This window comes from Candidatus Hydrogenedentota bacterium (genome assembly GCA_035416745.1).
Taxonomy (GTDB): Bacteria; Hydrogenedentota; Hydrogenedentia; order Hydrogenedentales; family SLHB01; genus UBA2224.
The window spans coordinates 1-23,897 of record DAOLNV010000004.1; the positions used below are offsets into that span (position 1 = coordinate 1).

The following is a 23,897-nucleotide window of genomic DNA, read 5'->3' on the forward strand; positions in this document are numbered from 1 at the left end:
AAACGATGGCCCTTTTTGTCTACCCAAAATTTACAGACGCTATCTTACGCGACCGACGCAATGGGCAAGGCTGGCTTTCTAGCCTTTGATATTCATGAGGGAGGCGCCGTGCTGATTGATCAGCGGGGAGTGAGCCGAGTGATTCTCCTGGGCGGCCTTTTGAAAAGCTTCTTTCCAGGTGTCCCGCAATGTCGTGAGATGGGCCAGGCATTCCTCGATGGGCTGGACGCTCTTGCGGAGGTTCGCATCAATCAGAAGATGCTGCAGATACTCGTAGATGCGGTCGAGATTCTGGGCGATGGCCCCCATTTTCATATCCAAAGCGCCGCGAAGTTCTCCAAGTATTTCCTGGGCGCGGATGAGGTTGTTGTGGACGTTCTCGATGCTGCCGGCGGCGATGTGTCGCTTTGCCTCTTCGGCGCGTTGAATTGCCCCATTAAAGAGCAAAACGATCAGTTTCCCTTGGGAGGTCGTTTCCACATCAATCTTCTTGTACGCGCTAAGCTGCAACGCCGTTTGTGCATCCGCCATAACCCTACCCCTTCCGTTTTCCGTTGAAGCCGAAACAACTAGATGAGCGACAGACCGCTGCTCAGGCTGCTCAGCGCAGAGCCTTGCGACTGAAACAGCGCGGCCATTTGTTCGAGCCGCGCAAACTGTTGGCGGTACCGCTGCTCGTGCTGTGTAATGGCATATTCCAACCGCTCGATACGATCATTATACGCCTGAATCTGAGAATCGATTGTTCCGCCTGTCCGCACGCGCTGATTGAGAAAACCCGTTGATGACGTCGCATTCTCGAGGTAGTTCTCGAGGATATCGGCGATGCCTGTCCCGCCGGCATTGGAGAAGAGTTGCTCGACATTCCGCGGATTGTCGCGCCATGCCTCGAGGAAGGTTTCCTCATCCAGTTCGAGCCGAGCGCCTACCTTGGAGTCGAAGGCATCGCCGGTCGTGATGCCAATCTCCGTCAGATTATCGAAAATGCCGCTTAATCCCTGGACACTGCCGAAAACGAAGAACTGCAGCTGGCCGGAAATCAGCGTGAGCGTGGTGTCGTTTTCGAGGGAAGCGTCCTCCGCGGTCTGCTCTCGAATCCCGGTGAGCGCATCGTTAAACGCCGAGATGAATTCGCGGATCTCCTCGACAATCGCTTCGGTGTCGGTTTCGATGGAAACGGTGCTCGTGCCGGCACTCCGCAGGTTGAGGGTGGCGCCCGGAATGGCATTGGCGACAGCGTTGGTATTGCTTGTCTGCACCGCGCCGCCGTCGACCGTGTATTGGGCGTCGGTTCCTGTTGTCTGCGTCGCGCCGGCGAGATTGACCACGTCGAGGAAATTGCTCGTGCCGGATTCGAAAGCGATGGTGCGGCTTCCCAGAGAGTCCGAGACGACCCGGATCGTGTCGTTGGTGGAGTCATAGCTGGCGGTGACATTAGCGTCGGAGGCGTTAATGGCGCCGATGACCCCCTCGAGGGTATCGCTGGCGGGATCCACATTGATCTGGACGCCGTTGATGCGAAAGCTGCCAGCAGTGACGGCTCCGTTGCGGAAAACGGATTGTTCCAGCGTTTGTCCGGGGTCCACGGCCCCGAGATTTCGCGTGCTGGTGACGACGGTCGAACCGTTGCCGCCGGTGCTCTGAAGCGCGCCAACCAGCCCAACGGCGGTGAGGAAGTTGCTGGTATCTCCCGAGGCGCCGAGATTGATGATGTTTGTGTTTCCGGCCACACTATTCTCAAGGCTTACCTTGTCCCCAGAGGCGTCATAGGTTGCCGTGACGCCGGCGCCGCTCGCGTTGATCATCGCCAGAATATCGTTAAGGCTCTGGGTAGCCGGGTCGATTGTGAAAGCCGTGCCGTTGATGGTGAATTCGCCTGCGGTGAGTTCAGACCGTATCCCGCTGCCGGCGAGAGAAACGTTCGGGTCAATGGCCGCGCCCAGAACCCCGCTGCTTCGGGCAACTGTCGCGCTGGCCAGCTGCAAAACTTGGATTGTGTACGTGCCGGATGTGGGGTTCGCCCCCGTGAGAGTGGCGGCGAGGACCGATTCCTCACTCGACGTCGCCCGGAACTGGCCGAAGACCGTATTCAACCGGAAGTCTTGTGCGCGGTTCCGGAGGGTCTGCAGCTGGGTTCGTACCTGGTTGATGGCCCCGCGCTGCTGTTCAAGCAAGCTGATGCGAGACTGCATGCGGAGGACCGGCTGCCGTTCAAGCTGTATGAGCTGGGAGATGATCTCCTCGGTGTTCAGGCCGGTGATAAGCCCGCCCGCCGTAAACGTTCCGGACATGGGCCATTCCTCCTGGGATATCCCAAATGTGGTGAATTCAAGGGCGTCGCATAGCCGCCACTTCATCCGGTATATCGACAATCCGCAGAGCGGACTTTAGCACATTTGCCTGACGAGCCCCGCAAATCCCGCATTTTCGCCGACTTTGATACACAAATTATGTAAACACACTGGGTTAGGTTCCGAATACAGCAACTGCACATTCCCCCGGCTTCCGTGACAAGACCAAGCCAAGCCGCACAATGCAGGCCCGCCCTTTCGACGGGTGGTCCGCCTGTAGAGATACTGGCGCCGATTACTGTTGGACCAGGCTCGAGAGCTGCAGGATGGGCATGAACAAGGCTACTACGATGCCGCCCACCACGAGGCCCATCGCGAGGATCAGGATGGGCTCGATCATGCTCGTCAGAGCATCCACCGCGGCGCGAACCTCGGAATCGTAGAAATCCGACACCTTCTGGAGCATCTGCTCGAGGGCGCCGGTCTTTTCGCCGACGCCGATCATGCGGGTAACCATGGCGGGGAACTGGCCGCTCCGCGCGAGGGGGTCGGCCAGGGTCTCGCCGTTACGTACGCAGTCAGCGGCGTTGCTGATGGCCCGTGCAAAGACTTCGTTGCCGGCGGTTCTCTCGACGATCTCCATGGCGCCCAGAATGTTGACGCCGCTTCGGGTCAGGGTGCTGAGGGTCCGGGCAAACCGGCTGATGGCGACCTTTCTGAGGAGTTTTCCAAAGATGGGAATGCGCAGTTTGATCGCATCGAGGTGCAAGCGGCCGGCCGAAGTCGAGCCGTACATCCGGATGCCCAGGACCAACCCGATAATACTGGCGACGATGAGCGGCGCCCCGTACCATTGTTTGAGGAAGGTGCTGGCCGCGATGAGAATCCGCGTCGGGGCGGGAAGCTGCCGGCCAAACCCTTCGAAAATCGCCGCAAACTGCGGCACTACGAATATGACCAAGCCCGCGGCGATAATGAGAATCATGCTCAACGCTACGACGGGATAGGTCATGGCCGAACGGATGCGGCGTTTCAGCTCTTCCATGGACTCGAGGTACTCCGCCAATTGCATCAGTACGCCGTCGAGATTGCCGCTGGCCTCGCCCGCGCGGATCATGCTGACAAACAGGTCCGAATAGATGCGGGGGTGTTTACGCAACGCATCCGAGAATGTCTCTCCCGCCTCGACGTCGTCAGCGATGCCCTGGATAACCGCTCCGTAACGCGGGTCTTCGGTCTGCTCGGCGAGAATATCGAGACCCTGGAGAAGAGGGAGGCCGGCGTTCACGATTGTGGACAATTGCCGCGTGAATACAAGCAGCTCGGCGGTCTTGACCTTCGGATCTCGATGGGCTTTCTTCCCTGCTCCGACCGCATCCACTCGTTCCGGCACCATACCCTTGCCTTGGAGCGTCCGAATGACTACTTGTCGGTTCTCGGCCGTCATCTTGCCGGTCTCGCGCTTCCCCTCTCGAGAGCGCGCGACATACGTGAAGTTCGGCATAATGAAATTCCTCCCCGTTCATCCGGGTCTTAGTATACCACCACAACATCCTGTGGTCGAGACCTAATTTAACCCCTTCGCTTGCGGATGCCGCCCATGCACCCCGCCAGACGGCGCGACGCATTGTTGCCGGAGCTGCATCCCCGTCGGGGTGGTTTCCCGCCTTTCATAATACCACTATTGCGTTGTCCTTGCGATATGGCTTCACAAACAGGGTCCTCTCTCGGCAAACAGGGGCAGGCCTGCTTCCGTAAGGAAGCAAGCCCGCACGCAGCGCCACGATATCCGCTGTGCGCTTTGCGAGACGTGCAAGTTGCAGGCCACTTTCGCTGACCGGGTATCTTGGAGCATTCACGAGCGCAAACCCTTTTGTTTCCAAGGTCTTTGCCGTGTTCCCCTCCTTGGTTTGTGGCGGCGCCAGAGGGCTGGTTCCCGGCAGTTCTTCGTCATTTCGTTGAGACATCGTCACCGGCCAGAGGGCTTTGCGGGGAAGAATGCGCGCAAGAACTTGGCTTTTGTTCCGTCGTAGACGGCTTCGGCGAGATGCTCGATGCCCTGTTGGTTTCCCCAAGAGTACAAGATCACGGTTTTGCCCTCGAACTCGCAGCAATCGAAGTCGGAATTGTTGATGTTCGTGGCCGTCCTGATGCGTTCGCGCTGGTCCTCGGAAAGAGCCTGGTTCGCGACCTTGCGGTCGTCATCCGAGTGTTTCAGAACAGGATTGAACGGGCTGGGTTCCCAATGGATGAGGTCCTTGCTGCGCACGAGGGCCTCGGCATAATAGCCCGGGTAGCTCTCGAGATAGAACATATAAAAAAAGCCGTCAAGATAGGCGAGCGATGGGCATGCGGAGTAGCGTTCCTTGGTGTAGACGCACTCGGACGGGGTCAATCGCCAGTCGCGGAGATTATCGGATTCAAGGAACCGCATCGTGAATGGCTGGCCGGCTTCTTGAGGCGGGGCGCCAATCTCCAAAGCCATGACGTAGCGGTTGTCTGCCTTGCAGACGCTGTTGTTAAACAGTTCCCAGCCGCTAAGCTGGATTCCGGGTTGCGTATCCCATGTTTCAAGATCTTCTGACCAATAGACCTGGACGCATTCGCCGCCCCATTTGTCGACGCCGAACACGTACATCGTGCCGTCGTTTACGAACGCGCTGCCGAGATGGTGGTCCCAAGCAAAAGGCGAGGTCGGTTTCCCACCGGCCACATCCATGAATCGGAAGTAGGCGCGTCCCGTGGTATTGGGCTTGTAATACGAGTCGCGGACGTACTCGAACCGATAGAGTCTGCCGTGGAACACGACCGGCGTAGTTTCGACCATATCGCAATCAATGGTGCCCAGCTTCGTGATGCGGGGCGGCGCAGGTTTCGGGTCTTCACTGTTCTGTGCCGAGATGCATGGAGATGCCAGCGCCAACGCCAGGAGCACCGCAACAATACAACTCGTTTTCATGTCTTCCACTCCCTGAAGCCAATAGGAAATTGCCTGTCACTCCGGTGTATAGCCATCGGGAAGCGCGCCGCGCCACCCTTCCGCTAACAGCGCATGCAACCCTTGCGCGGTCCCGGCGTATTCGGGGACTTCGGCAAGATTCCGGGTTTCCAGAGGGTCTTCGTCGTAGTCGTACAGTTCCCGGACGCGGAAACCGTCGTCAGCAGGAATGCGCCATTCCGTATACCGGTACCGTTCCGTGCGCAGGGAATACCCCATGCCGTCACCGTGCCCGGGGATGTTCCGCGGGTATTGGCTGAAGGCGGCCTTCTTCCAGGAACGGTCCGGGGCGCGCAACACGGGCACGAGGCTCACGCCCTCCAATCCGGGCGGGGGCGTGACCCCGCACAAATCGCAAAGCGTTGGGTAGATGTCGACGAATTCGGCCAGCCGGGGCGATCGTGCGCCCGCTTTGGGCAGGCCGGGGGCGCTGAACAGCAAAGGAGCGCGCGCCGCCTGTTCGAAATTGGTGTGTTTACACCATTGGCCGTGATCGCCGAGGTGCCAGCCGTGATCGCCCCACAAGACAATGACCGTGTTGCCGCGGATGCCGAGCCGGTCGAGCTCGTCGACGACACGGCCAATTTGGGCGTCCGTATAGCTCGCGGCGGCGTAGTAGGCATGGATGAGTTCCAGGGTCTTCTCATCGGAAAGAGGCTCGTTTCCGTCCGGGATATCGGAGTAATGCCGCAGTTCGCCCCATGTGGTGAGTGCGAAGGGCGGGGCGTCCTGAGGCGCTTTGCGATATTGAGGCAGCGTGAACGAACCTTTGTCATATGCGTCGAAATAGCGTTTCGGAGCGACGAACGGCAAGTGGGGTTTGAAGAACCCTGCCGCGAGAAAGAACGGCCGGTCCTTCAATTGGCGCATGGCCGCGATCGCGGCGGCGGCTACCTGCCCGTCGCGCAGCTCATCATCGGCGCAATCCGGCGCTTCCCACGACGGCCCGCGGGGAGGGTTGACCGGCTTGATTCTCAGGGGGATGCCCGTCTTTTCGTCGCGCTCCTGCACAATCGTTCTTGAATCTCCGTGTTCTTTTCGGATGTCTTCAATGATCTTCTTGGATTCCTCCGTCAGATATTGGGGTCCCTCCGGAAAGAAAGATTTGACGCTCCACGACGCCGGATCGTCCAGCCCGCCATGATAGATCTTGCCGAAGGATTGCGTGTGATAGCCCTCTTGCCTGAAACACTGCGGCAAGGTGATCACGTCGGGGATGGTCTTGCGAAAATGGGTATTAAGGTCATAAACGCGAGTGGTGTCCGGGCGCAGTCCGGTGAGGAGCGAGGTACGCGAGGGGCTGCATACTGCCTGCTGGCAATACGCGCGGAGGAAAGTGACGCCGGATGCTGCCAGCTTGTCGATGTTGGGCGTGATGGCGATTGGGTCGCCGTAACAGCCGAGATTGGGTTTCAAGTCATCCACCGCGAGAAACAGCACGTTCAAGCGGCGATTCTCTTTTTCAGCCGCGCGCGCGGCCGAGCTGGCGGGCAAGGCCAGCGCCGCCGTTGCTGCGAGGAAACTACGTCGCGAAATACAACGCATGGTCTGCGCCTCCCCCGGGCCCCGAAGACTCCGGCGCCTTGTGCGTGGGTATGGTAGCAGGATTGGGGTTCCGCAAGGAATGGCTTGCGAACACCCACAAACACGGTCCGGCAAGGGCGTGGGCAAGGCATAGGTTGGCGCTATTCGGTTGGTTTTCGGGCCCAGCCCGCGATGTGGGGAGAGACGGGCAGTGCCCATGCTACTCGAAAGTGCTCGTACCTCAGGTGCGTGAACCCCGCCGTCTCGAGCGTGCGCCACAATTCCCGGTCAAGCCGGCAGCCGTCACCGGCATACAGCCACGTAAACCGCAGCACCCGCTGCAAGAGGCGAAGAATAGTCGCACGCGGAGCGGCAACGTGTTCCAGAAAGACAAACAGCCCCCCGGGTTTCAGGACGCGCAGAATCTCCCCGAGCGCGGCTTCGGGGTCATCCACGGAACACAAGACGTGGGTGCAGACGACCGCGTCGACGGAATTGTCGCGCAGGCAGAGCGATTCGGCCCTCCCGTTAAGCATGTGCATGATTCTGCCGGACTTGTGGGACTCTTCGCGAAGGTAGCGGAACATGAAACGGTTGGGTTCAATGCCCAACAGGGTGGTTCGCTCGGGATAGAGAGGGAGGTTGGCGCCGGCGCCCGGGCCAATCTCGAGAACCCGGCCGGATAGCTTTCCGAACAAGGAACGCTTGCGCTCGGGTGACATGTCCCGCATCAGCCGGTTTCCGGCGTGAAGCAACCAGGCAAATGTTTTCTTAGCCCGTATTGATCGTTTACGGCTTTGTGAGCGGTCCAAGCTTGCCGGCATCGTTCACATGCCTTCAAGAACGTGCCGCAGGGCTTCGTCAAGGTCGGGATGGTCGAAGGTGAACCCGGCTTCCTGGAGTTTCCGCGGAACGGCCCGTTGGCTGGCAAGAAGAAGGTCGTCGGCCATTTCTCCTAACAGCAGCCGGGCGGCAAACGCTGGGAAGGGCAAGACGGCCGGACGGTTAAGGGCGCGGCCCAGACTTGCAACGAATTCACGGTTGCGGACCGGATTTGGGGAAACCACGTTCACCGGCCCGTCAAGCGAGGGGGTGTCCAGCGCATAGAGGATGGCGCGCACCGCGTCGTCTAGAGTGAGCCAGGCCATGTACTGAGTACCCGGACCAATGGGGCCGCCCAACCCTAGTCTGAAGGGCAGCAGCATCTTGGCAAGAGCGCTCCTCTTGCCGCCCAGGACTACGCCGAACCGGGTATTGAGCACGCGAATGCCCTTGTTGCGGGCAGGATGAGAGGCTTCTTCCCATTGGCGGCAAACCTCAGCGAGAAAGGTCTCGCCGCAGGGCTCGTCTTCGTCCAGCTTTCGGTCGCCGCAATTGCCGTAGTAGCCGGTGGCTGATGCGCACACCCAGGTCTTGGGCGGGGTATCGAGTTCACTGAACGTTCTACACAGCAGCTTGGTGGTGCAGGTACGGCTTTCGATGATCTCCCCTTTCTTGCGCTCGGTCCAGCGGCCTGAACCAACATTCTCGCCGGAAAGGTGAACGGCTGCGTCAAGATCCTCGAGTTTTCCGCGTTCGATATAGCCCGGGCCAGGATCCCAGAGGATTTCGCCCGGTTCCGAACTCCACTCCTTCCGTACAAGCCGGGTGACGGCGTCGCCCCGTTCTTTCAAGGCCTTAGACAAGGCGGAACCAATAAGCCCGGAAGCGCCGCTGAGTAACACTTTCATGACCGCCCCATCCTCAAATTATCCCAAAACGTTGGCCTGCGGCGCCGGGCATGACCGAAACTTCACCGGAGCGTGCCGCCGTGAACCTTCTACCTTGCCCTCGCCGGTTCGCACGTTTCACCCTCCCGTTTCCGTAAACCACCCGATACGCCAGCACCGATAGAACCAATCCTACGGCATCACGCCCTCTGATGCAATTCTCGCCGATTCTCCCAGCCCCGACGGAAACAAGCGCTCGAATGCGGCCTCCAGCCTCGTGCCCAACGAACACAGCCGCTTTGCTTGACATCTAACAGTTCTATGGTGTACAATCCCTCCGGCGTGGAAAGGAGGTTTGGGATGACGTTGCAGAAGGAACTCGATCTCGACCTGCCGTTCGAGGACTTCCGGCACGAAGCCATGCTTGGGATTGTGCGCACAGCCACCCTGGCGGCGGTCCTGGCTGGAAAGATGTTGCGGCGGTTCGACCTTACCGAAGCGCAGTTCAATGTACTGTTTGCGCTGAGATACAAGACCCGCGCGCTCACCCAGGTGGAATTGGGGCGGCGGCTGGTTGTCACACGCGCAACGGTGACCTCGGTGCTTGACAAGCTCGAATCGAAGGGGTACGTCGAGCGGCAAAACGTGCCGGACAACCGGCGAAGCTATCACGTGGAATTGACCGAGGCGGGGCGCGCGCTGGTGGACCAGGTCGAGCCGGTCTACCGGAACAGTATTCACTACGTCCTGGGCCATCTGGACGAAGACGATGTCAAGCATTTGATTCGCATACTGGACCCCGTGCGGGCGCGGATGCGCGAGTTGGCGCGCACCGAAGACTCTCTTGAACCGGCGGCGAGTCGCTGACACGTCTGCAACGCTGACATTGATGGTGCAATTGGCTATTATGGCAGTTCATTTGGGAGCGTAGCCTGACTGAAGGAGAAGCGGTGATGGCTATTGCAGCGCCGGCACATCCGGTTGCGGAAGAGCGATACGACGCCAAGGGATTCTGGGCGTTGATCGCGGTGATGTTCCAGGGAGCGTTCAACGACAATGCGTATAAATTCGTACTGATCTACTACCTTTGCGACAGGTATGCGGACCCAGCGGCGGGCAGACCGGCGACTTGGGTCACGACGGTCCTGACGGCCATGGGACTGCTCATGTTCGCGCTTCCATACCTCATGTTTCCGGGATTGGCCGGCGCCTTGGCCGACCGGTTCAGCAAACGCACCGTGACCATCGCCACAAAGTGGTGGGAAGTAGGCGTGATGGTGGTCGGTCTAATCGCTTTCTGGACCGACAGCGTAGCGTTCATGGCGGTCATGTTCTACATGATGAACATGCAGAGCGCATTCTTCAGCCCCGCAAAGTATGGGATCCTGCCGGAGATGCTCCCCGAGAGCCGCCTTTCGTGGGGCAACGGCATTCTCCAGATGGGGACATTCGTCGCGATTATCCTGGGCGTCGGCATTGTCGGGCCATTGATGGACTTGGGGTTGGGGGTGTATTGGCTTTCAGTGTTTCTGATCGGGATGTCGACCCTGGGACTGTTGGCGTCTTACCATGTAACGCGTGTGCCCGTGGCCTGCCCTGCCCAACGCATCCCGCTCAATCCCTGGTCGGGTCTGGGCAAGTATTTCAAGTGTTTCTGGGCTGATCATGTGCTGTTTCTGACCATGGTCGGCGGCGGATTCTTCTGGTTTATCGGCGGCCTGATGCAGAGCAACGTCGTCGTCCTGGGCGAAAGCGTGCTGGGATGGTCCCACCAGTACGCCGGTTACCTCCAGCTGTCGATCGCGCTTGGAATTGGCTTCGGCAGCGTGGCGGCAGGGTATTTCTCGCGCCGTAAGATTGAGTTTGGCCTGGTGCCGCTGGGCTTGACCGGCATGACGGTCTCGGCGGCGCTGCTGTACTTCCCCTGGACATCGTTCCCTGTGCTGACGGTACTGCTCTTCGCGCTCGGATGGTCCGGGGGCTTTTTCCAGGTTCCTCTGGCCGCGGGGTTGCAGCACCGCAGTCCGCGCGAGATGAAGGGCGGCATTATCGCGGCTTTCAACATCGTCACGTGCATCGGTATCTCGATTGCGGGACTGGTGCTGCTCATTCAGCCGATCTTCATGCCGTCCGGCAAGAATGTGAATCCCTACAACATCTTCATAGCGGGCGCGGCAATGACGTTCTTGATGGGGCTGTATCTGTGTTTCCGCCTTCCCGCCTTCATCTTGCGCACGGCGCTATGGCTCATGGGCAACACGATTTACCGGGTGGACACGCGCGGGCAGAAACAGATTCCGCTGAATGGGGGGGCGCTCATCGTGGCCAATCACACGTCGTTCGTGGACGCGCTGATTCTCACGGCCTCGATCGACCGGCCGGTGCGGTTCCTGATATCCCAGGAAATATACAAGGTGCCGTGGATTCGCCCGTTTGCGAAGATCATGCGGTCGATCCCGGTATCGCCGATGGCGCAACCGAAGGATTTGATACGCTCGTTGCACGAAGCGGCCGCCGCGATCAACAACGGCGAACTCGTCTGCGTGTTTGCGGAGGGCCAAATCACCCGGACCGGCAACCTGCTGCCGTTTCGGAAGGGGTTCGAGCGCATCATGAAGGGCATGAACGCGCCGATCATTCCCGCGCATCTGGATCGCTTGTGGGGGAGCATCTTCAGCTACTCAAAGGGCCGGTTCTTCTTGAAGCTCCCCAAGCATATTCCCTACCGCGTGATGGTAACCTACGGCGAGCACATGAGCGCCGAGAGCACGGCTGTCCAGGTGCGAGAACGAATTCAGCGGCTGGGCACCGAGGCATACCTCGACCGCAAGCTCCACGAGCCCCTGCTGCACCGGGGGTTTGTTCGTATGGCCCGGAAGCGGCCGCTTCATATGGCCATGGCGGACCATTCCATGGATACGCTGCCCTATTGGAAAGCGCTGGTGGCCGCGGTGACGCTCGCGCGCAAACTTCGCGAACTGACCGGCGAGCAGCCCATGGTGGGCGTCTTGCTGCCTCCGACGGTAGGGGCGGCGCTGACGAATATTGCGCTCACGCTCATGGGGAAGACCGTCGTAAACCTGAATTATACGGCTTCGGACGACGCGCTGGACAGCGCGGCCCGCCGCTGCAATCTCACGCATGTGATAACCGCCCACGCGTTTCTCAGCAAAGTGAGCTGCAAGGTGCCGGGCAAGGCGGTCTATCTCGAAGATGTCCGCAAGTCGATGAACGGGAAAGACCAGCTTGTTGCGATGATCATGGCAGCGCTGTTTCCGTTGCGGGCCTTGGAGCGGAGACTGGGCGGGGCGAGGCGCCGGTCGCCGGACGACCTTGCAACAGTGATTTTCAGCAGCGGCAGCGAAGGCGAGCCCAAGGGCGTGATGCTCACGCATTTCAATATCGTGAGCAACATCGAGGCGGCCCTGCAGGTCTTCCCCCATGAACGGGGCGACGGGATAATGGGCATGCTGCCGTTTTTCCACAGCTTTGGATACATGGCCACGCTGTGGTTGCCGCTCGCACAAGGGTTCCGGGTGGTGTTTCACCCCAATCCGCTCGAAGCGAAGGTAATCGGACAGCAGATTTATAAACACAAGCTGGACTTCCTGGTTGCGGCGCCGACGTTTCTGCAGGCGTTCGTAAGGCGCTGCCTGCCGGAAGAACTGGGCTGTCTGCGATACGTCATTACCGGCGCGGAGAAACTTCCCGCGCGGGTGCGCGAGGCCTTCGAGAGCAAGTTCGGTATCACGCCGCTCGAAGGATACGGCACCACGGAATGCGGGCCAGGAGTGTCTTTCAACGTGGTCGATTTCCGGGCCCCCGGGTTCTTTCAGGTGGGTACCAAGCACGGCACGGTCGGCCATCCCCTTCCGGGAGTCAGCGTCAAGATCATCGACCCGGATACGGGCGAAGAGCTGCCCCAGGGAGAGGCGGGGCTCCTTCATGTAAAGGGTCCGAACATCATGACGGGTTACATCGGGATGCCCGAAAAGACCGCCGAAGTCCTGCATGACGGCTGGTACAACACGGGTGATGTGGCGTTTCTCGATGAAGATGGTTTTATCACTATTACGGACCGCCTCGCGCGTTTCAGCAAGATCGCCGGCGAGATGGTGCCGCACACCAAGGTCGAAGACGAACTGCACCGGCTCCTTGGGCTGAGCGAACAGGCCATGGCCGTGACCGGCGTGCCGGATTCCGGTAAGGGCGAGCGCCTTGTGGTGCTGCATACGTTGAGCAACGGCGACGTCGAGCGGCTCGTCGCCAAGATGGACCAGTCCACCCTCCCGAAACTCTGGCTCCCGAAATACAACTCGTTCTACTACATTCCCGAGATACCGATACTCGGCACGGGGAAGATGGACATCAAGCGAGTCAAGAAGCTCGCGAGGGAGCTGGACGTCGGCGGTTGAGACCGTGCCGGGGGGGTCTCCCAAAGAGCCGCGTATGCGACGGAAATGGGGCCGTATGGCAGGCATTGTTTTCGGAGCAGGGGCCATCCTGCTGATTTACAACGGCGTAGCGTTCAACCTGGCGCTTCACGGCGAGGACGGTAAGCCGCGCCACCCGGAGACAGGCATCCTTATCGGCGCGGAACCCCGCGAGCTCGGACCAGAAAACAGCCCGTGCGCCGCGCTGTTTATTCACGGATTCGGCGGCGCGGGCGCCGATTTCGCCGAGCTCCCCGAACGCCTGGCCGACTCGGGATGGCGCGTACGGGTCATGCTGCTGCCCGGTCATGGCGCCCACCCGCGCGAAATGGCCAGGCAGACGCCCGATTCCCTGGTCGGCGCAGTCCGTGCGGAGATAACGGCCCTGCGTAAGCGCCACGAAAAGGTGATTCTCATCAGCCATTCAATGGGGGGCGCACTGAGCACGATTGCCGCCTCGCAAATGCCCGTGGACGGATTGGTCCTTGGCGCGCCATACTACGGCGTGACGTATAAGTGGTACTACGTACTGCCGCCCGAGGTCTGGGGACAAATCACCGCGCCCTTCGTTCGCTGGGTGTACAAGGGCAGGCTGTTCATGCAGGTCAACCGCGAAGAAGCCAAGGAACACATCCTCTGCTACGCCTGGCTCCCGTCATCGGCTATCCGCACCCTGACGAAACTGGGCAAACGGGCGCGCGCGCCGGAAACGCTGAAAAACGTGACGTGCCCCGTCTTGCTCCTCCATGGCCGGGACGATGTCGCATCGTCTCCCAAAGCCGCCGGGAAAGCCCTCGAGGCCATGGCATCCCAAGACAAACGCCTCGTCTGGCTGGAACGCTCCAACCACCACATATACTGGGACTACGATCAGGACCGGGTCTTCGACGAAACCCTCGCCTTCACCGCAAAGATTTGCGGCGCCGCCGCGGCGCAAAACACGTGACCCAATCGCAGCTGCGCGGCCCGACAGCGCCGGGCGCCAACCACGAACCGAATACTCGCGGCGCCACCGCGGGCATCCCGCCCCTCAGGTGTTTCCCGTTTCCGCTCAGTACGGCCCCGGCGATTTGGAGCCTCGCCGCTCCATGGCAAAGCCCGCGGCAGTCTGTTAAGATGAATCGTAATACGCCAAACAGGCCTGAGGGAGCGATATACCTGCGGCGCCGGTACGCCGGCATGCCAAAGAGGAAGGGAAGGCACGTCCTATGGGCAAGTTCATTCATTCACGCGTTGCGATAGTGGCGATAGTGTTTTGCCTCTGCGCCGGTTTTGCCGCGCAGGCGGCCGTGTCCCTCGAGGAGTGTTACCCGGCACAAGCCGACCCCTTTGTGGGCAACTGGAAAGGCCGCTGGTCTGCCGGAGAGGAGGTTGACCCGGACATCGCGGCGCAGGTTTTCGCCCTCGGCGGCGATAAGTACCAGGTCCGCCTCGTATCCAAACTGTTCATGCGGTGTCCGCCGATCGCCGTATTCGAGGCGGCGCGCTCCGGCGACAAGATCGCCTTCGACAACGCGAGCATCCAGGGAGAAATCACCCCGGATAGTTTTACTGGCTCACGGGGGCGCGGCAAGGTCACCTTCGAAATGAAAAAGGTACTGCATCAGCCTCCCACGCTCGGCATGGCCCCTCCGGAAAACGCTGTCGTTTTGTTCGACGGCACGAATCTCGAACAATGGCAGGAGCCCAAGGGCTGGGAACTGCTCGAGGGCGGGGTCATGATGGTCACTCCCAAGGGCGAGACGCTGACCTCGAAGCAGACGTTCAAAAGTGTGCAGCTTCACGTTGAGTTCCGCCTGCCCTCGATGCCGGAAGCCCGCGGGCAAGGCCGCGGCAACAGCGGGGTGTTTGTGCAGGGTGTGTATGAGGTCCAGGTGCTCGACAGCTTCGGTCTTGAAGGGTATTACGACGAGTGCGGCGCGCTCTACAAAGTGTCCGCGCCGCGGGTGAATGCCTGCCTGCCCCCTCTCGAGTGGCAGACCTACGACATCACGTATATTGCCCCCAAATACAAGGAGAACGGCGAATTGGCCGCTTACCCGCGCATGACCGTCCTCCACAATGGCTTCCTTATCCAGGACGAGCAGGAAATGCCCCAGATAACAGCTTGGAAAGAAGTCGAACGCCTCGCGCCGCCGCCGCGTGACGCCGGGCCCATCATGATTCAGGCCCACGGCAACTACGTCCAGTTCCGCAACGTGTTTCTGGTCGTGTTGCCCGAATAGGTCCCGCCGGAGCGGGGGCGAGACGGGAGTACATCGCACCGATGTTTAAGCTGGCCGCATTCACCGACGAGATCAGCCAGGATTTAGCGCATGCCTGTAGAGTAGTGCGTCAATTTGGCGGCACGGGCGTCGAAATCCGGAGCGTATGGAATATCCCGGTTCAGAAACTGACCGATGCCCAGGTGGCCGAGCTCAAGCAGGTCGTCGCCGCGCACGGCCTCGAGGTCTGCAGCATCGCGTCGCCCTTCGGCAAGTGCACGCTCGAAAACCCTGGCGAAGTCGCGCAGCACTTCGATATCTTGCGCCGGTGCGCGGACATTGCTAATGCCCTGGAGTGCGCACTGGTTCGCGGATTCGCCTTCTGGGACCGTGACCAGATCCCCCAGAAACCGTGGGATGCCATGGTGAAAGCGTACGAGCCCGTGCCGGCGGTCCTGGAAGAAAAGGGCGTGGTCCTCGGGCTGGAAAACGAAGCAGCCTGTTACGTGGGCACGGCCGCCCACACGCGCACGTTTCTCGACCGCCTCGGCTGCAGCCGGATCAAAGCCATATGGGATCCCGCCAACCACGTGCAAGACCCGCAATCAGAAGGCGTGCCAAGCTACCCGGATGGATATGCGCTCGTTCGCAAGGACATGGTCCACGTGCATGTCAAGGATGCTATCATCGAAACGGATGGGAGCCGTCCCAACGTGTTTCTGGGCGAAGGGCTCTGCCAATGGCCGGAACAACTGAACGCGTTCAGGAAAGACGGCTACGACGGCTATATTTCCCTCGAAACTCACGTCGATCCCGACCGGTTTCCCCTGCATCTCGCGGGGCGCTACGGAAGTTACCTGTACGGCGGCGATCGCGGGGCCGCCAGCACCGTTTGCCTGGCATGGCTGCGCGACACAATAGGCATGATGGCCTGAATGAGGTCCTATGGACGCGGAAAAACTCGAACAGTTATCGGCGTTCTACAAGCGCCACCTGCTGGAAAACGTGTTGCCATGGTGGGAGACCCGCTTCGTCGACAAAGAACACGGCGGATTCCTGGTCTATCGTGATGCCGATGGCGCCCTGCTCAGCACCGACAAGCCCATCTGGGTCATGGGCCGCATCACGTGGATGTGGAGCCGTCTCTACAACACCGTCCAGAAAAAACCCGAATGGCTCGACATCGGCGCCCACGGGGTGGATTTCCTCCTCGAGCATGCCTTTGATACCGACGGGCGCATGTTTTTCAGCGTCACCAAAGAGGGCCTGCCCCTGCGCAAACGGCGTTACCTCTATTCCGAGACCTTTGGCGCGATCGCGTTGGCGGAATACGCAAGGGCTGTTCAATCGGAGGACATGCTCAAACGCGCCCGCGAGCTGTACCGCCTCATCCTGATGTACCACCGCACCCCGGGCCTCCTGCCTCCCAAAGTCATCCCGTCGACCCGGCAGATGCGGGGCCACGGCATGAACATGATCCTCATTGTCACCTCGCAAATCATGCGCGAGGCCGACCCGCAGTGCCGTGAGCTATACGACGACACCATCTCCCGCTGCATCGACGAGATCTTCACCTTTCTCGTCAAGCCGGAGAAAAAATGCCTCTTGGAGGCCGTACTGGCCGATGGAAAAATCCTGGATACGCCCGAAGGGCGCACGGTCCTTCCCGGACACGCCATCGAGACCGCGTGGTTCATCATGGAAGAGGCCGCCGAGCGCGAGGACCCCGCCCTCATGTCGGAAGCCATCCGTATCCTCCAGTGGTCGCTCGAAAAGGGCTGGGACCCGGAATACGGCGGCATCCTTTATTACGTGGATTGCGACGGTAAACCCGCGGAACCGTACGAGCATGAACTCAAGTTATGGTGGGTACACAACGAGGCGCTTTACGCCACCCTCCTCGCCTATTACCTCACCGGCGAAGACGAATGGCTCGAATGGTTCAAGAAGGTCCATGACTGGAGCTTTACCCACTTCCCCGACACGCGGCACGGCGAATGGTTCGGCTATCTCCGCCGCGACGGGACCGTCTCGAGCCGCGTCAAGGGCAACATGTGGAAGGGTCCGTTTCACCTGCCCCGGGCCCTCCTCAACTGCTGGCAGCTCCTCGAGCGCATGAAGGGAAAACACGCATAGGCAGTCCCCGGCCGCTGCGCTACCCCATGGGTGTGATTTCGAGTTCCCTGGTTCGGGCGGCGCAGTTAATTGTGAAGACCCCGCCCGCCTGGGCAAGCGCTTCCTGCGTCTCATCCCCCTGTTTGATCAGATACCGTTTCCCCTCGGCAACGGGGAACGCGCCATCGCGGACGGTGAGCCGGATTTCGCCCTGCGCACGCAGGCCGAGCAAAACGGCTCCCCCATCGTACCGGCGTATAAGCACATTGACGGGCGCTTCGGATTCGATGGACATCGGCACGCGCTCGACGATCGCCAGCTCGTTGAACCCCGGCTCGACGCGCGTGCTCACCTTGCCGCCGCGTACGGTCGAGTACCAGCCGTGTTCCACCTCGATGCCGCGGCCGTCGTAGCGGTATACCCGGTGCAAATCCGATTCGCTGGGCCAGCCATACACGCCCTCCAGGGTGGTGATGATGCGCTCCTCCCCCTTCACCCAGCCTTCGTGCAATTCCATCGGCGTGATGGGGTACATGTGGACCGTTGCAAGCGGATGGGGCGCCTCTTTGTCGCCGTAATAAAAATAGAGCCCGCCGTAATGAAGTTTCGAACGGATGTCGTCGTAGATATCTCGCGCCGACCCGTTCTGCAGGCGGATGTGATTGCCCAGGGCCGTGGGACCCGGAACCAGATGCAGCCGGACCAACTGGGCGTCGCCGGAGGCCGACTCGATGCAGTACAACACGTTCTCGTTGTGCACGGTGCGCGTGCCGGGGTAGCTGTTGCAGATGACCACGCCGCCCGCCGCCTCAACCTTGCGCGCCACCCGAACCAAGACCTCCTGCGCGAGCAGATTCACCGACGCGTACTGCCGCGTGATGGTCTTGGTCTCGGGCTCGATCTCCGCCGTGTGCCCATCCCAGGTGTTATAGGTGAACCGGCCGCCGTAGCCGTGGGTGAACCCATCGGCGAACATGCTCGTGCAGCCGATCTTATCGAGCATGATGTCTATCGCATCGAGCATGGCCTTGCCGTACGTGTTCTCCATCGTGGGGTAGAAGATGTACCAGCGGTAACCCGCGTCGACGTTCTCTTTGCTGAAGTAATGCGAGTAGTAGTCGGGATTATCGCCGCCGTACATGGTCTGGCTGCCGTTGGCGTCCACCACGCGCGAATCGGGAAAAAGTTCCTCCGGTTTGTTGGTGGTATACAGGCTGTGGGCGATATGGAACATGGTCTGGATGCCCGGAAACCGCTCGCGGATCTCCGCGAATTGCTTCTTCAGCAAAGCCATCTCCTGGGGATACTCGACGAACTCAAACCCTTCGAGAGAAAGGCCCGGATTGTCCGGCGGATACCCCAGACAACCCACGCTGACGTACGCAAGGCCGCGCCGCTCCACGTACTCGCGCGTGGGAGGCTCGCGCCGGTCGATAAACGCGAAACTGCCTTCGATCCGCCGGTTGACACCCAGATCCCGGCGCACGTCGTTGATGAAATCGTAGTAGTCGCCGGTCGCATTAACGTATACCGCCCACTCCACCGTGTACGAGGCGTTCGCATCGAGCGCGAACGCGTGATCGCGGATGCCTGCCATTTCGTCTTCGAAAAACGTGGCGTAGTGTTCCAGATACACGTCATCGAGGGCTACCATCCCGATGCCCTGGCCATCCACGGACACGAAAATGGAGGGATTGGGCACGGGCGAGCACGAGACGGCCGCGTGGCCGCCAAGCTCGATGTGGTTGCTCACCATGATGCCGATAGGCGCGCCGGTGAGGTTGGTGATGGTGTCCTTGATCCACACCCGATTCCCATTGGGCTCTATCGCGCGCTCGACGCGGTAGAATGCGCCCTCCGCGCGGGCGGCCAGCCCTCCACCTTGATCTACGGCAACGCTCCACGCGGGTTCAGGATTCGGCGCGCTGTCCTCTCCCGCCGAGAACGCGTTGAAGCCGCCGTGGGGATACGAATACGTGGAGGCCACCCTATACGAATAACCCCCGGCCTCGACTGAGAAGCCTCCGCGCTCGTGCATCGTCACCCCGCATTCAAGCGGCGCCGGAGGCGCCTCAAGCGTACGGCTCGTTTCCTGGCCCGGCTCCGGGATCTCGAATGCGCCAGGGAACGGAACGGCCACAGCCTTCTCCGCACGCAATTTACCTTTTTCCTCTACACGCGCAACGAGGGTATAGCTGCCCCGTTCAGCGGCTTCGAACACCACGTCGCGCTGAACGAGATTGTCCTGGGTCAGCACGAATTCCTGGCCTTCGACAGGCCCGGCATCGCCCTCACGCTTCAGGGCAAGGGTGGCGCGCAACTCTTTCGGACGCGGGAACAGCCGGCTGCAATCGAGGTCCGCGTAGATACGTTCTTCGCTGAAGTAGGGATAAGCGGTCACCGCGATCTCGTTGGACGCGCTGGGCCCGCCGTATTGCGCGGCTTCGGCGTTGTAGTGATCGAGCACTTCGCCGGCTGCCAAGGCGCGGCTGTATACCCGAACGTCGTCCACGAGACCCGGAAAACCCGCGGTGGGCGCATCAGAGCCGGTGTTCGCGCGGATGCGGCCGATCTGGAACGTGGTGTCCGGCGGGATCGCATCGAACTCCGACTTGGCCGTGTCGGCAAGAGCCCCGTTGACGTAGAGACTAAGGGCCGCACCGTCGAAAGTGCCCACGAGGTGGAACCAGGCTCCTGTGGCGACCGGCGCGTGGCACTTGTTCCCGCCGCTTCCCACGTACCAGTAACACGACCCGTCTTTGTACCATGTCAGGCCGTAGCTGCCAAAAGACTTGCCTAGAATTCCCGGTTCGGCATCCGGGATGCGTTCGGGATGCACCCACGCTTCGAGGGTGACCGGCCCCGTGATGTTCAAGGCTTCGGGCGAGCCCATGTCCACGTACTGGTCGCCTCCGCTGAATCGCAAGGCATGTCCGTCGCCCTGAGGCACCCACCTCGCGCCGCGCAATTGCCCGTGGTTGGCGTTCCCCGACGAATCCAGCACCAGCAGCCCTGCCGCGTCGTCGCTGTCGAAATTCCAGCGGCCCGCCAGGCCCGCGTCCGTTGCCCCCGCCACGCATGCCCACACCAGCAAACCCGCCATGCATGTCATAGCGCCGCCTCCTATCGTAAGAACAGACCCGTGCATTGAGCCTAGCGAACGGCGCGGCTGCCGTCAATCGCCCCGGCACACGATGAGACGAATGGCACAAATGGGGCCTATGGGCTCTACACATCGTTGAGACTGCGCATGGTCCGGTAAGCAGCGGGGCTTCTTGCACCCCGGTGGACGGGCACGTCCATGGATCAGTTCGCGGGCCGAAAAGCCTACACTTCCTTCTCCTCTCAAATGTGAGACCAGTAAGACAGCGCGGGGCTCTGTGATCTGCCTTGAACACCTTCCCCCGGGACCGTACACTTAGCGCTTTGGCAACGATATAGGAGGCGAGAGGCGCTTGTCCCAAAGGGCCCCGCCCAAACACAGCACGGAGACGTTAGAGCGATGTACCTTTCCATACGCGATATGATGGTGGCGAGAGACGAGTTTCCGAGTCCGCTCGCGGGGCTGCGGCACTTGGCCGTGGAATTCGTCGAGGTGAAGCTGTCGCAGGAATTCCAGGTCTACGCGATGGATTCGAAGGAGATGCTCACGCTGGCCTCCGACGATGACGCGAAGGCCTACAAGAAACATCTGGAAGGCCTGGGTATCACGGCATGCTGTTTCCTGACAGCCAAGGATTTCAGCGCGGGCGATACCGAGTCCAACATCGCCTGGGTAGCCCGCGCCATCGAGTTGGCGGACATCATGGGCATGGCGGCGGTCCGAATCGACAGCGCCATGTCGAAGGAACGCGAACTGGATTTCGAGGCGCGAGTGAAGTTGTTCGCCGAAGGTTTGGGCGGAGCGCTCGAGCGCACGGCAGGGTCGAAGGTCGCGCTCGGCATCGAGAACCATGGGTTCCAGGGCAATAACCTCGCCTTCCAGCTGAATGTCTACCAGACCGTGAGCTCAGACCGCCTGGGCGCTACTATGGACACCGGAAACTTCTACTGGCGCGGGTATCCTCTGTCGGAAGTCTACGGGATCCTCCGCATTCTTGCGCCGTACGCAAAACATACGCATCTGAAGAACATCAAATATCCCGCGGACAAACGCGAAGCCACTCGCGAAGCGGGCTGGGAATACGGCACATACGCCTGTCCGCTCGACGAGGGCGACATCAATCACGCCAAGGTGCTCCGCTTGCTCGCGGACGCGGGTTATGACGGCGACATCTGCATCGAGAATGAGTCGCTCGAACACTACAAGACGCCCGGCGAGCGCATCGAGGTCATCGAGCGCGATGTGGCGCACTGCAGGGCAATTATCGAAGATCTTAACCTTTGACCACTGCGCGAGGAGGCTCCGTGGGCGACGAAAAACCGGCTGCTGCAAAACCGTCCTGGCGCGGATTTGCATTTCTCGTCGCTGGGTTGCTTCTTGCGCTGGGAGCGAGTGTTCTGGCCCAGCGCACCGGGCTGGGGAAAAGCCTCGAGCTCGACTTCAAGGGAATACGCGCTGTCGGTACCGCCGAACCGATGGGCGACGACTACAACATCCGGTACGAACACCCCGACGGCACCATCTTCAGGCGTCTCTATACCGGCCGGCTGAGCGGGGAGCCGTTGCCTCAGGGAAAACTCGAGATCGCGATCGCCTTTGACCCCGAGGAGCCCAGCCGCTTTCAACCCGCGGGCCTCTCGTATCTCCCCGGCGTCGCTGCGTTGACAATGTTCATCGCAGGCATGTGGTGCGTGCTTAAGGGACGCTCCGCCATGCGCCGCCATTATCTCAAAGCGACAGGAAAACTGGACGACGGGAACCAAAGGAAGAAACCCCCGTCAGGCAAACCGGCCCCCGACATCGCGCGCCGCAAGACAATGCGCATCGTCCTCGCTATTGCCATCGCCCTGGCTCTGCTCGTGCTGTTCTACGGCTGCCCGCAACTCAACATCCCGGGGATTCAAAGAAACTGACCCAAGGTTTTGCACAGCAAGAACGCGCGGCCTGTCCCCCCAAAGCCATCGGCTGCCGTGGCCAATGTCGGGATACCCCCCTCCTCAAGCGCTTCGCGTGACTCGCTCGCGCCGGCAATCTCGCAAGCCCCTGCCTGAGCGCGCCTGTCCGTTCTTCCGGCCTAGACCTGTTCCGGCACCACGTACGGTTCGCGGTACGTGCGTTTGACCAGGCCGTTGGCTTCGTCGTCGTTCACGAAACCCTCGGTAGCGGGGTCGATTTGCAGACGGCGCCCTGTGCGGTAGGCGATGTTGCCGTAGTGGCACAGCAGCGTCGAGAGGTGCAGTTTCTCGATGTCGCCGGCGGGCAGTTCGCGCGACCGCACGCAGTCAATGAAATTGGCGATGTGGCCAAGGTTGGCCGCGGTGAATTCGCCGTGAGTAACGTTGACGGACTTCCCGTCGGCATCGAACGCTTCCCATCCCCCGCCGTGACGGCCCATATACATGATTTGCTTGCTGCCGTAGATCTCGACACGCGTACCGCTGAACGGCCAGTTCGGCAGGGTATCCAGGTCACGGATTTCCATGGGCGTCTTGCGCATGTAAGGCGCCCACAGGACTTCCTCGAACACCATGGTGAGCCCGTCAAAATCGTAGATCACCGAATGCGTGTCAGGGCATTCCTGGTCGTCGTCGAAGAAGAGTTTCCCCCCGCCCGACGTGACATATTTCGGGTAGGTCTTGTCGATGAGCCAGCGGGCGATGTCCATCTGGTGCACGCCGTCGTTGATGATGTCCCCGCCCGAAAAATCCCAGAACCAGTGCCAGTTGTAGTGGAACCGGTTGGGATTGAAAGGACGGTTGGGCGCCGGCCCGAGCCACAAATCGTAGTCCACGCCTTCGGGCGGGGTGCCGTCGGGCTTTTTCCCGATGGGACCCCGTTCCTTGCTGTTGATTACCCGCGCGAAATGAACCGTGCCAAACGCTTCCGAGCGGATGTAGTCGAAGGCCTTGTAGCAGTAGGAAGCGCTCCGGTTTTGCGCCCCGACCTGGACGATGCGGCCATACTTCCGCGCCGCCTCGACCATCTTGCGGCTCTCCCAGATGCAGTGCGAGGTCGGTTTTTCCACGTAGACGTCTTTGCCGGCCTGGCAGGCCCAGATCGTACCCAAGGCATGCCAGTGGTCGGGCGTCGCGTTGATGATGACGTCAACGTCCTTGTCGTCCAGCACTTCCTTAATGTTCTGGACGCATTTCGGCGCCTTGCCCTGGGTATCTTCGATCAACTTGGACCGGTCTTTGAAGATGCGGCTGTCGACATCACAGATATAGGCCAATTCGACGTCGTCGCGCTGCGCGAACCATTCGCCCAGGTAACGGCCCCGCCCGAGCATGCCCATGCTGGCGGCGATGATCTTCTCGTTGGCGCCCAATGCGTTGATGGAAAAGACGCCCGCGCTGGCGGCCGCCGCAACCTTCCCGGTCTTGCTGAAGAATTCACGCCGGTTCATCGATTTCATGAACGGTCTCCTCATGTCCCGACACGTATCCCGGCACGCAAGTGCGTGCGGACTTTCGGGGCTGCGCCCAACTTCGGCCAGATAAGACTTGCGTCATACACGCGG

17 protein-coding genes are annotated in these 23,897 nt (G+C 60.6%); 8 read left to right on the forward strand and 9 right to left on the reverse strand.

All coding sequences use genetic code 11. The annotated features are described in order from the left end of the window. Positions 1–78 precede the first annotated feature (78 nt). The 7 genes from fliS to PLJ71_02680 all read right to left on the reverse strand — a co-directional run bounded on the left by fliS (position 79) and on the right by PLJ71_02680 (position 8,543). Positions 79–531: a flagellar export chaperone FliS gene (gene fliS / locus PLJ71_02650; GenBank protein ID HQM47555.1), complete on the reverse strand. Its 453-nt coding sequence runs from the start codon at positions 529–531 to the stop codon at positions 79–81. A gap of 38 nt (positions 532–569) precedes the next feature. After that, the gene (fliD, locus tag PLJ71_02655) at positions 570–2,291 is read right to left on the reverse strand and encodes a flagellar filament capping protein FliD (protein ID HQM47556.1); all 1,722 of its coding nucleotides are present in this window, start codon (positions 2,289–2,291) and stop codon (positions 570–572) included. Between the two features lie 295 nt (positions 2,292–2,586). Continuing rightward, on the reverse strand, positions 2,587–3,795 hold the full coding sequence (locus PLJ71_02660; protein HQM47557.1) for a type II secretion system F family protein: 1,209 nt from the start codon (positions 3,793–3,795) through the stop codon (positions 2,587–2,589). 465 nt (positions 3,796–4,260) lie between these two features. Then, on the reverse strand, positions 4,261–5,250 hold the full coding sequence (locus PLJ71_02665) for a hypothetical protein (protein HQM47558.1): 990 nt from the start codon (positions 5,248–5,250) through the stop codon (positions 4,261–4,263). Between the two features lie 36 nt (positions 5,251–5,286). Continuing rightward, positions 5,287–6,834, reverse strand: a complete 1,548-nt coding sequence (locus PLJ71_02670; GenBank protein ID HQM47559.1) for a sulfatase — start codon at positions 6,832–6,834, stop codon at positions 5,287–5,289. A 140-nt stretch (positions 6,835–6,974) separates the two neighbouring features. Next, on the reverse strand, positions 6,975–7,544 hold the full coding sequence (locus PLJ71_02675) for a methyltransferase domain-containing protein (GenBank protein ID HQM47560.1): 570 nt from the start codon (positions 7,542–7,544) through the stop codon (positions 6,975–6,977). Between the two features lie 96 nt (positions 7,545–7,640). Beyond that, the gene (locus tag PLJ71_02680) at positions 7,641–8,543 is read right to left on the reverse strand and encodes a TIGR01777 family oxidoreductase (GenBank protein ID HQM47561.1); all 903 of its coding nucleotides are present in this window, start codon (positions 8,541–8,543) and stop codon (positions 7,641–7,643) included. Positions 8,544–8,882: 339 nt separating this feature from the next. On the opposite strand from PLJ71_02680, the gene PLJ71_02685 reads away from it, so the two are divergent. The 6 genes from PLJ71_02685 (at position 8,883) to PLJ71_02710 (ending at position 17,295) form a co-directional block, all read left to right on the forward strand. Continuing rightward, positions 8,883–9,389 carry a MarR family transcriptional regulator gene (locus tag PLJ71_02685; protein HQM47562.1) on the forward strand — a complete coding sequence of 169 codons (507 nt, stop codon included), beginning with the start codon at positions 8,883–8,885 and terminating at the stop codon, positions 9,387–9,389. Between the two features lie 86 nt (positions 9,390–9,475). Next, positions 9,476–12,937, forward strand: a complete 3,462-nt coding sequence (locus PLJ71_02690) for an acyl-[ACP]--phospholipid O-acyltransferase (GenBank protein HQM47563.1) — start codon at positions 9,476–9,478, stop codon at positions 12,935–12,937. A gap of 34 nt (positions 12,938–12,971) precedes the next feature. Continuing rightward, the gene (locus PLJ71_02695; GenBank protein ID HQM47564.1) at positions 12,972–13,901 is read left to right on the forward strand and encodes an alpha/beta fold hydrolase; all 930 of its coding nucleotides are present in this window, start codon (positions 12,972–12,974) and stop codon (positions 13,899–13,901) included. Between the two features lie 262 nt (positions 13,902–14,163). Beyond that, positions 14,164–15,180 (forward strand): DUF1080 domain-containing protein, encoded by a 1,017-nt coding sequence (locus PLJ71_02700; GenBank protein ID HQM47565.1) that lies wholly within the window; start codon positions 14,164–14,166, stop codon positions 15,178–15,180. A 41-nt stretch (positions 15,181–15,221) separates the two neighbouring features. After that, positions 15,222–16,094 carry a sugar phosphate isomerase/epimerase family protein gene (locus tag PLJ71_02705; GenBank protein ID HQM47566.1) on the forward strand — a complete coding sequence of 291 codons (873 nt, stop codon included), beginning with the start codon at positions 15,222–15,224 and terminating at the stop codon, positions 16,092–16,094. Positions 16,095–16,104: 10 nt separating this feature from the next. Then, positions 16,105–17,295 (forward strand): AGE family epimerase/isomerase, encoded by a 1,191-nt coding sequence (locus PLJ71_02710; GenBank protein HQM47567.1) that lies wholly within the window; start codon positions 16,105–16,107, stop codon positions 17,293–17,295. Positions 17,296–17,314: 19 nt separating this feature from the next. On the opposite strand, the gene PLJ71_02715 is transcribed toward PLJ71_02710, so the two are convergent. After that, positions 17,315–20,386: a LamG domain-containing protein gene (locus tag PLJ71_02715; protein HQM47568.1), complete on the reverse strand. Its 3,072-nt coding sequence runs from the start codon at positions 20,384–20,386 to the stop codon at positions 17,315–17,317. 390 nt (positions 20,387–20,776) lie between these two features. On the opposite strand from PLJ71_02715, the gene PLJ71_02720 reads away from it, so the two are divergent. Both PLJ71_02720 and PLJ71_02725 read left to right on the forward strand, forming a co-directional pair. Next, positions 20,777–21,661: a sugar phosphate isomerase/epimerase family protein gene (locus tag PLJ71_02720; protein ID HQM47569.1), complete on the forward strand. Its 885-nt coding sequence runs from the start codon at positions 20,777–20,779 to the stop codon at positions 21,659–21,661. A 20-nt stretch (positions 21,662–21,681) separates the two neighbouring features. Continuing rightward, positions 21,682–22,290, forward strand: coding sequence for a hypothetical protein (locus tag PLJ71_02725; GenBank protein ID HQM47570.1), 609 nt, complete (start codon positions 21,682–21,684; stop codon positions 22,288–22,290). Between the two features lie 161 nt (positions 22,291–22,451). Here PLJ71_02725 and PLJ71_02730 read toward each other — a convergent pair whose 3' ends face one another. Beyond that, positions 22,452–23,792: a Gfo/Idh/MocA family oxidoreductase gene (locus PLJ71_02730; GenBank protein ID HQM47571.1), complete on the reverse strand. Its 1,341-nt coding sequence runs from the start codon at positions 23,790–23,792 to the stop codon at positions 22,452–22,454. Between the last annotated feature and the right edge of the window lie 105 nt (positions 23,793–23,897).

Coding starts and splice junctions, on each gene's coding strand:
- PLJ71_02665 (HQM47558.1), bottom strand. CDS start 5,250: ATGAAAACGAGTTGTATTGTTGCGGTGCTCCTGGCGTTGGCGCTGGCA.
- PLJ71_02660 (HQM47557.1), bottom strand. CDS start 3,795: ATGCCGAACTTCACGTATGTCGCGCGCTCTCGAGAGGGGAAGCGCGAG.
- PLJ71_02695 (HQM47564.1), top strand. CDS start 12,972: ATGCGACGGAAATGGGGCCGTATGGCAGGCATTGTTTTCGGAGCAGGG.
- PLJ71_02685 (HQM47562.1), top strand. CDS start 8,883: ATGACGTTGCAGAAGGAACTCGATCTCGACCTGCCGTTCGAGGACTTC.
- PLJ71_02675 (HQM47560.1), bottom strand. CDS start 7,544: ATGCGGGACATGTCACCCGAGCGCAAGCGTTCCTTGTTCGGAAAGCTA.
- PLJ71_02690 (HQM47563.1), top strand. CDS start 9,476: ATGGCTATTGCAGCGCCGGCACATCCGGTTGCGGAAGAGCGATACGAC.
- PLJ71_02700 (HQM47565.1), top strand. CDS start 14,164: ATGGGCAAGTTCATTCATTCACGCGTTGCGATAGTGGCGATAGTGTTT.
- PLJ71_02710 (HQM47567.1), top strand. CDS start 16,105: ATGGACGCGGAAAAACTCGAACAGTTATCGGCGTTCTACAAGCGCCAC.
- PLJ71_02680 (HQM47561.1), bottom strand. CDS start 8,543: ATGAAAGTGTTACTCAGCGGCGCTTCCGGGCTTATTGGTTCCGCCTTG.
- fliD (HQM47556.1), bottom strand. CDS start 2,291: ATGTCCGGAACGTTTACGGCGGGCGGGCTTATCACCGGCCTGAACACC.
- PLJ71_02730 (HQM47571.1), bottom strand. CDS start 23,792: ATGAAATCGATGAACCGGCGTGAATTCTTCAGCAAGACCGGGAAGGTT.
- PLJ71_02715 (HQM47568.1), bottom strand. CDS start 20,386: ATGACATGCATGGCGGGTTTGCTGGTGTGGGCATGCGTGGCGGGGGCA.
- PLJ71_02670 (HQM47559.1), bottom strand. CDS start 6,834: ATGCGTTGTATTTCGCGACGTAGTTTCCTCGCAGCAACGGCGGCGCTG.
- fliS (HQM47555.1), bottom strand. CDS start 531: ATGGCGGATGCACAAACGGCGTTGCAGCTTAGCGCGTACAAGAAGATT.
- PLJ71_02705 (HQM47566.1), top strand. CDS start 15,222: ATGTTTAAGCTGGCCGCATTCACCGACGAGATCAGCCAGGATTTAGCG.
- PLJ71_02720 (HQM47569.1), top strand. CDS start 20,777: ATGTACCTTTCCATACGCGATATGATGGTGGCGAGAGACGAGTTTCCG.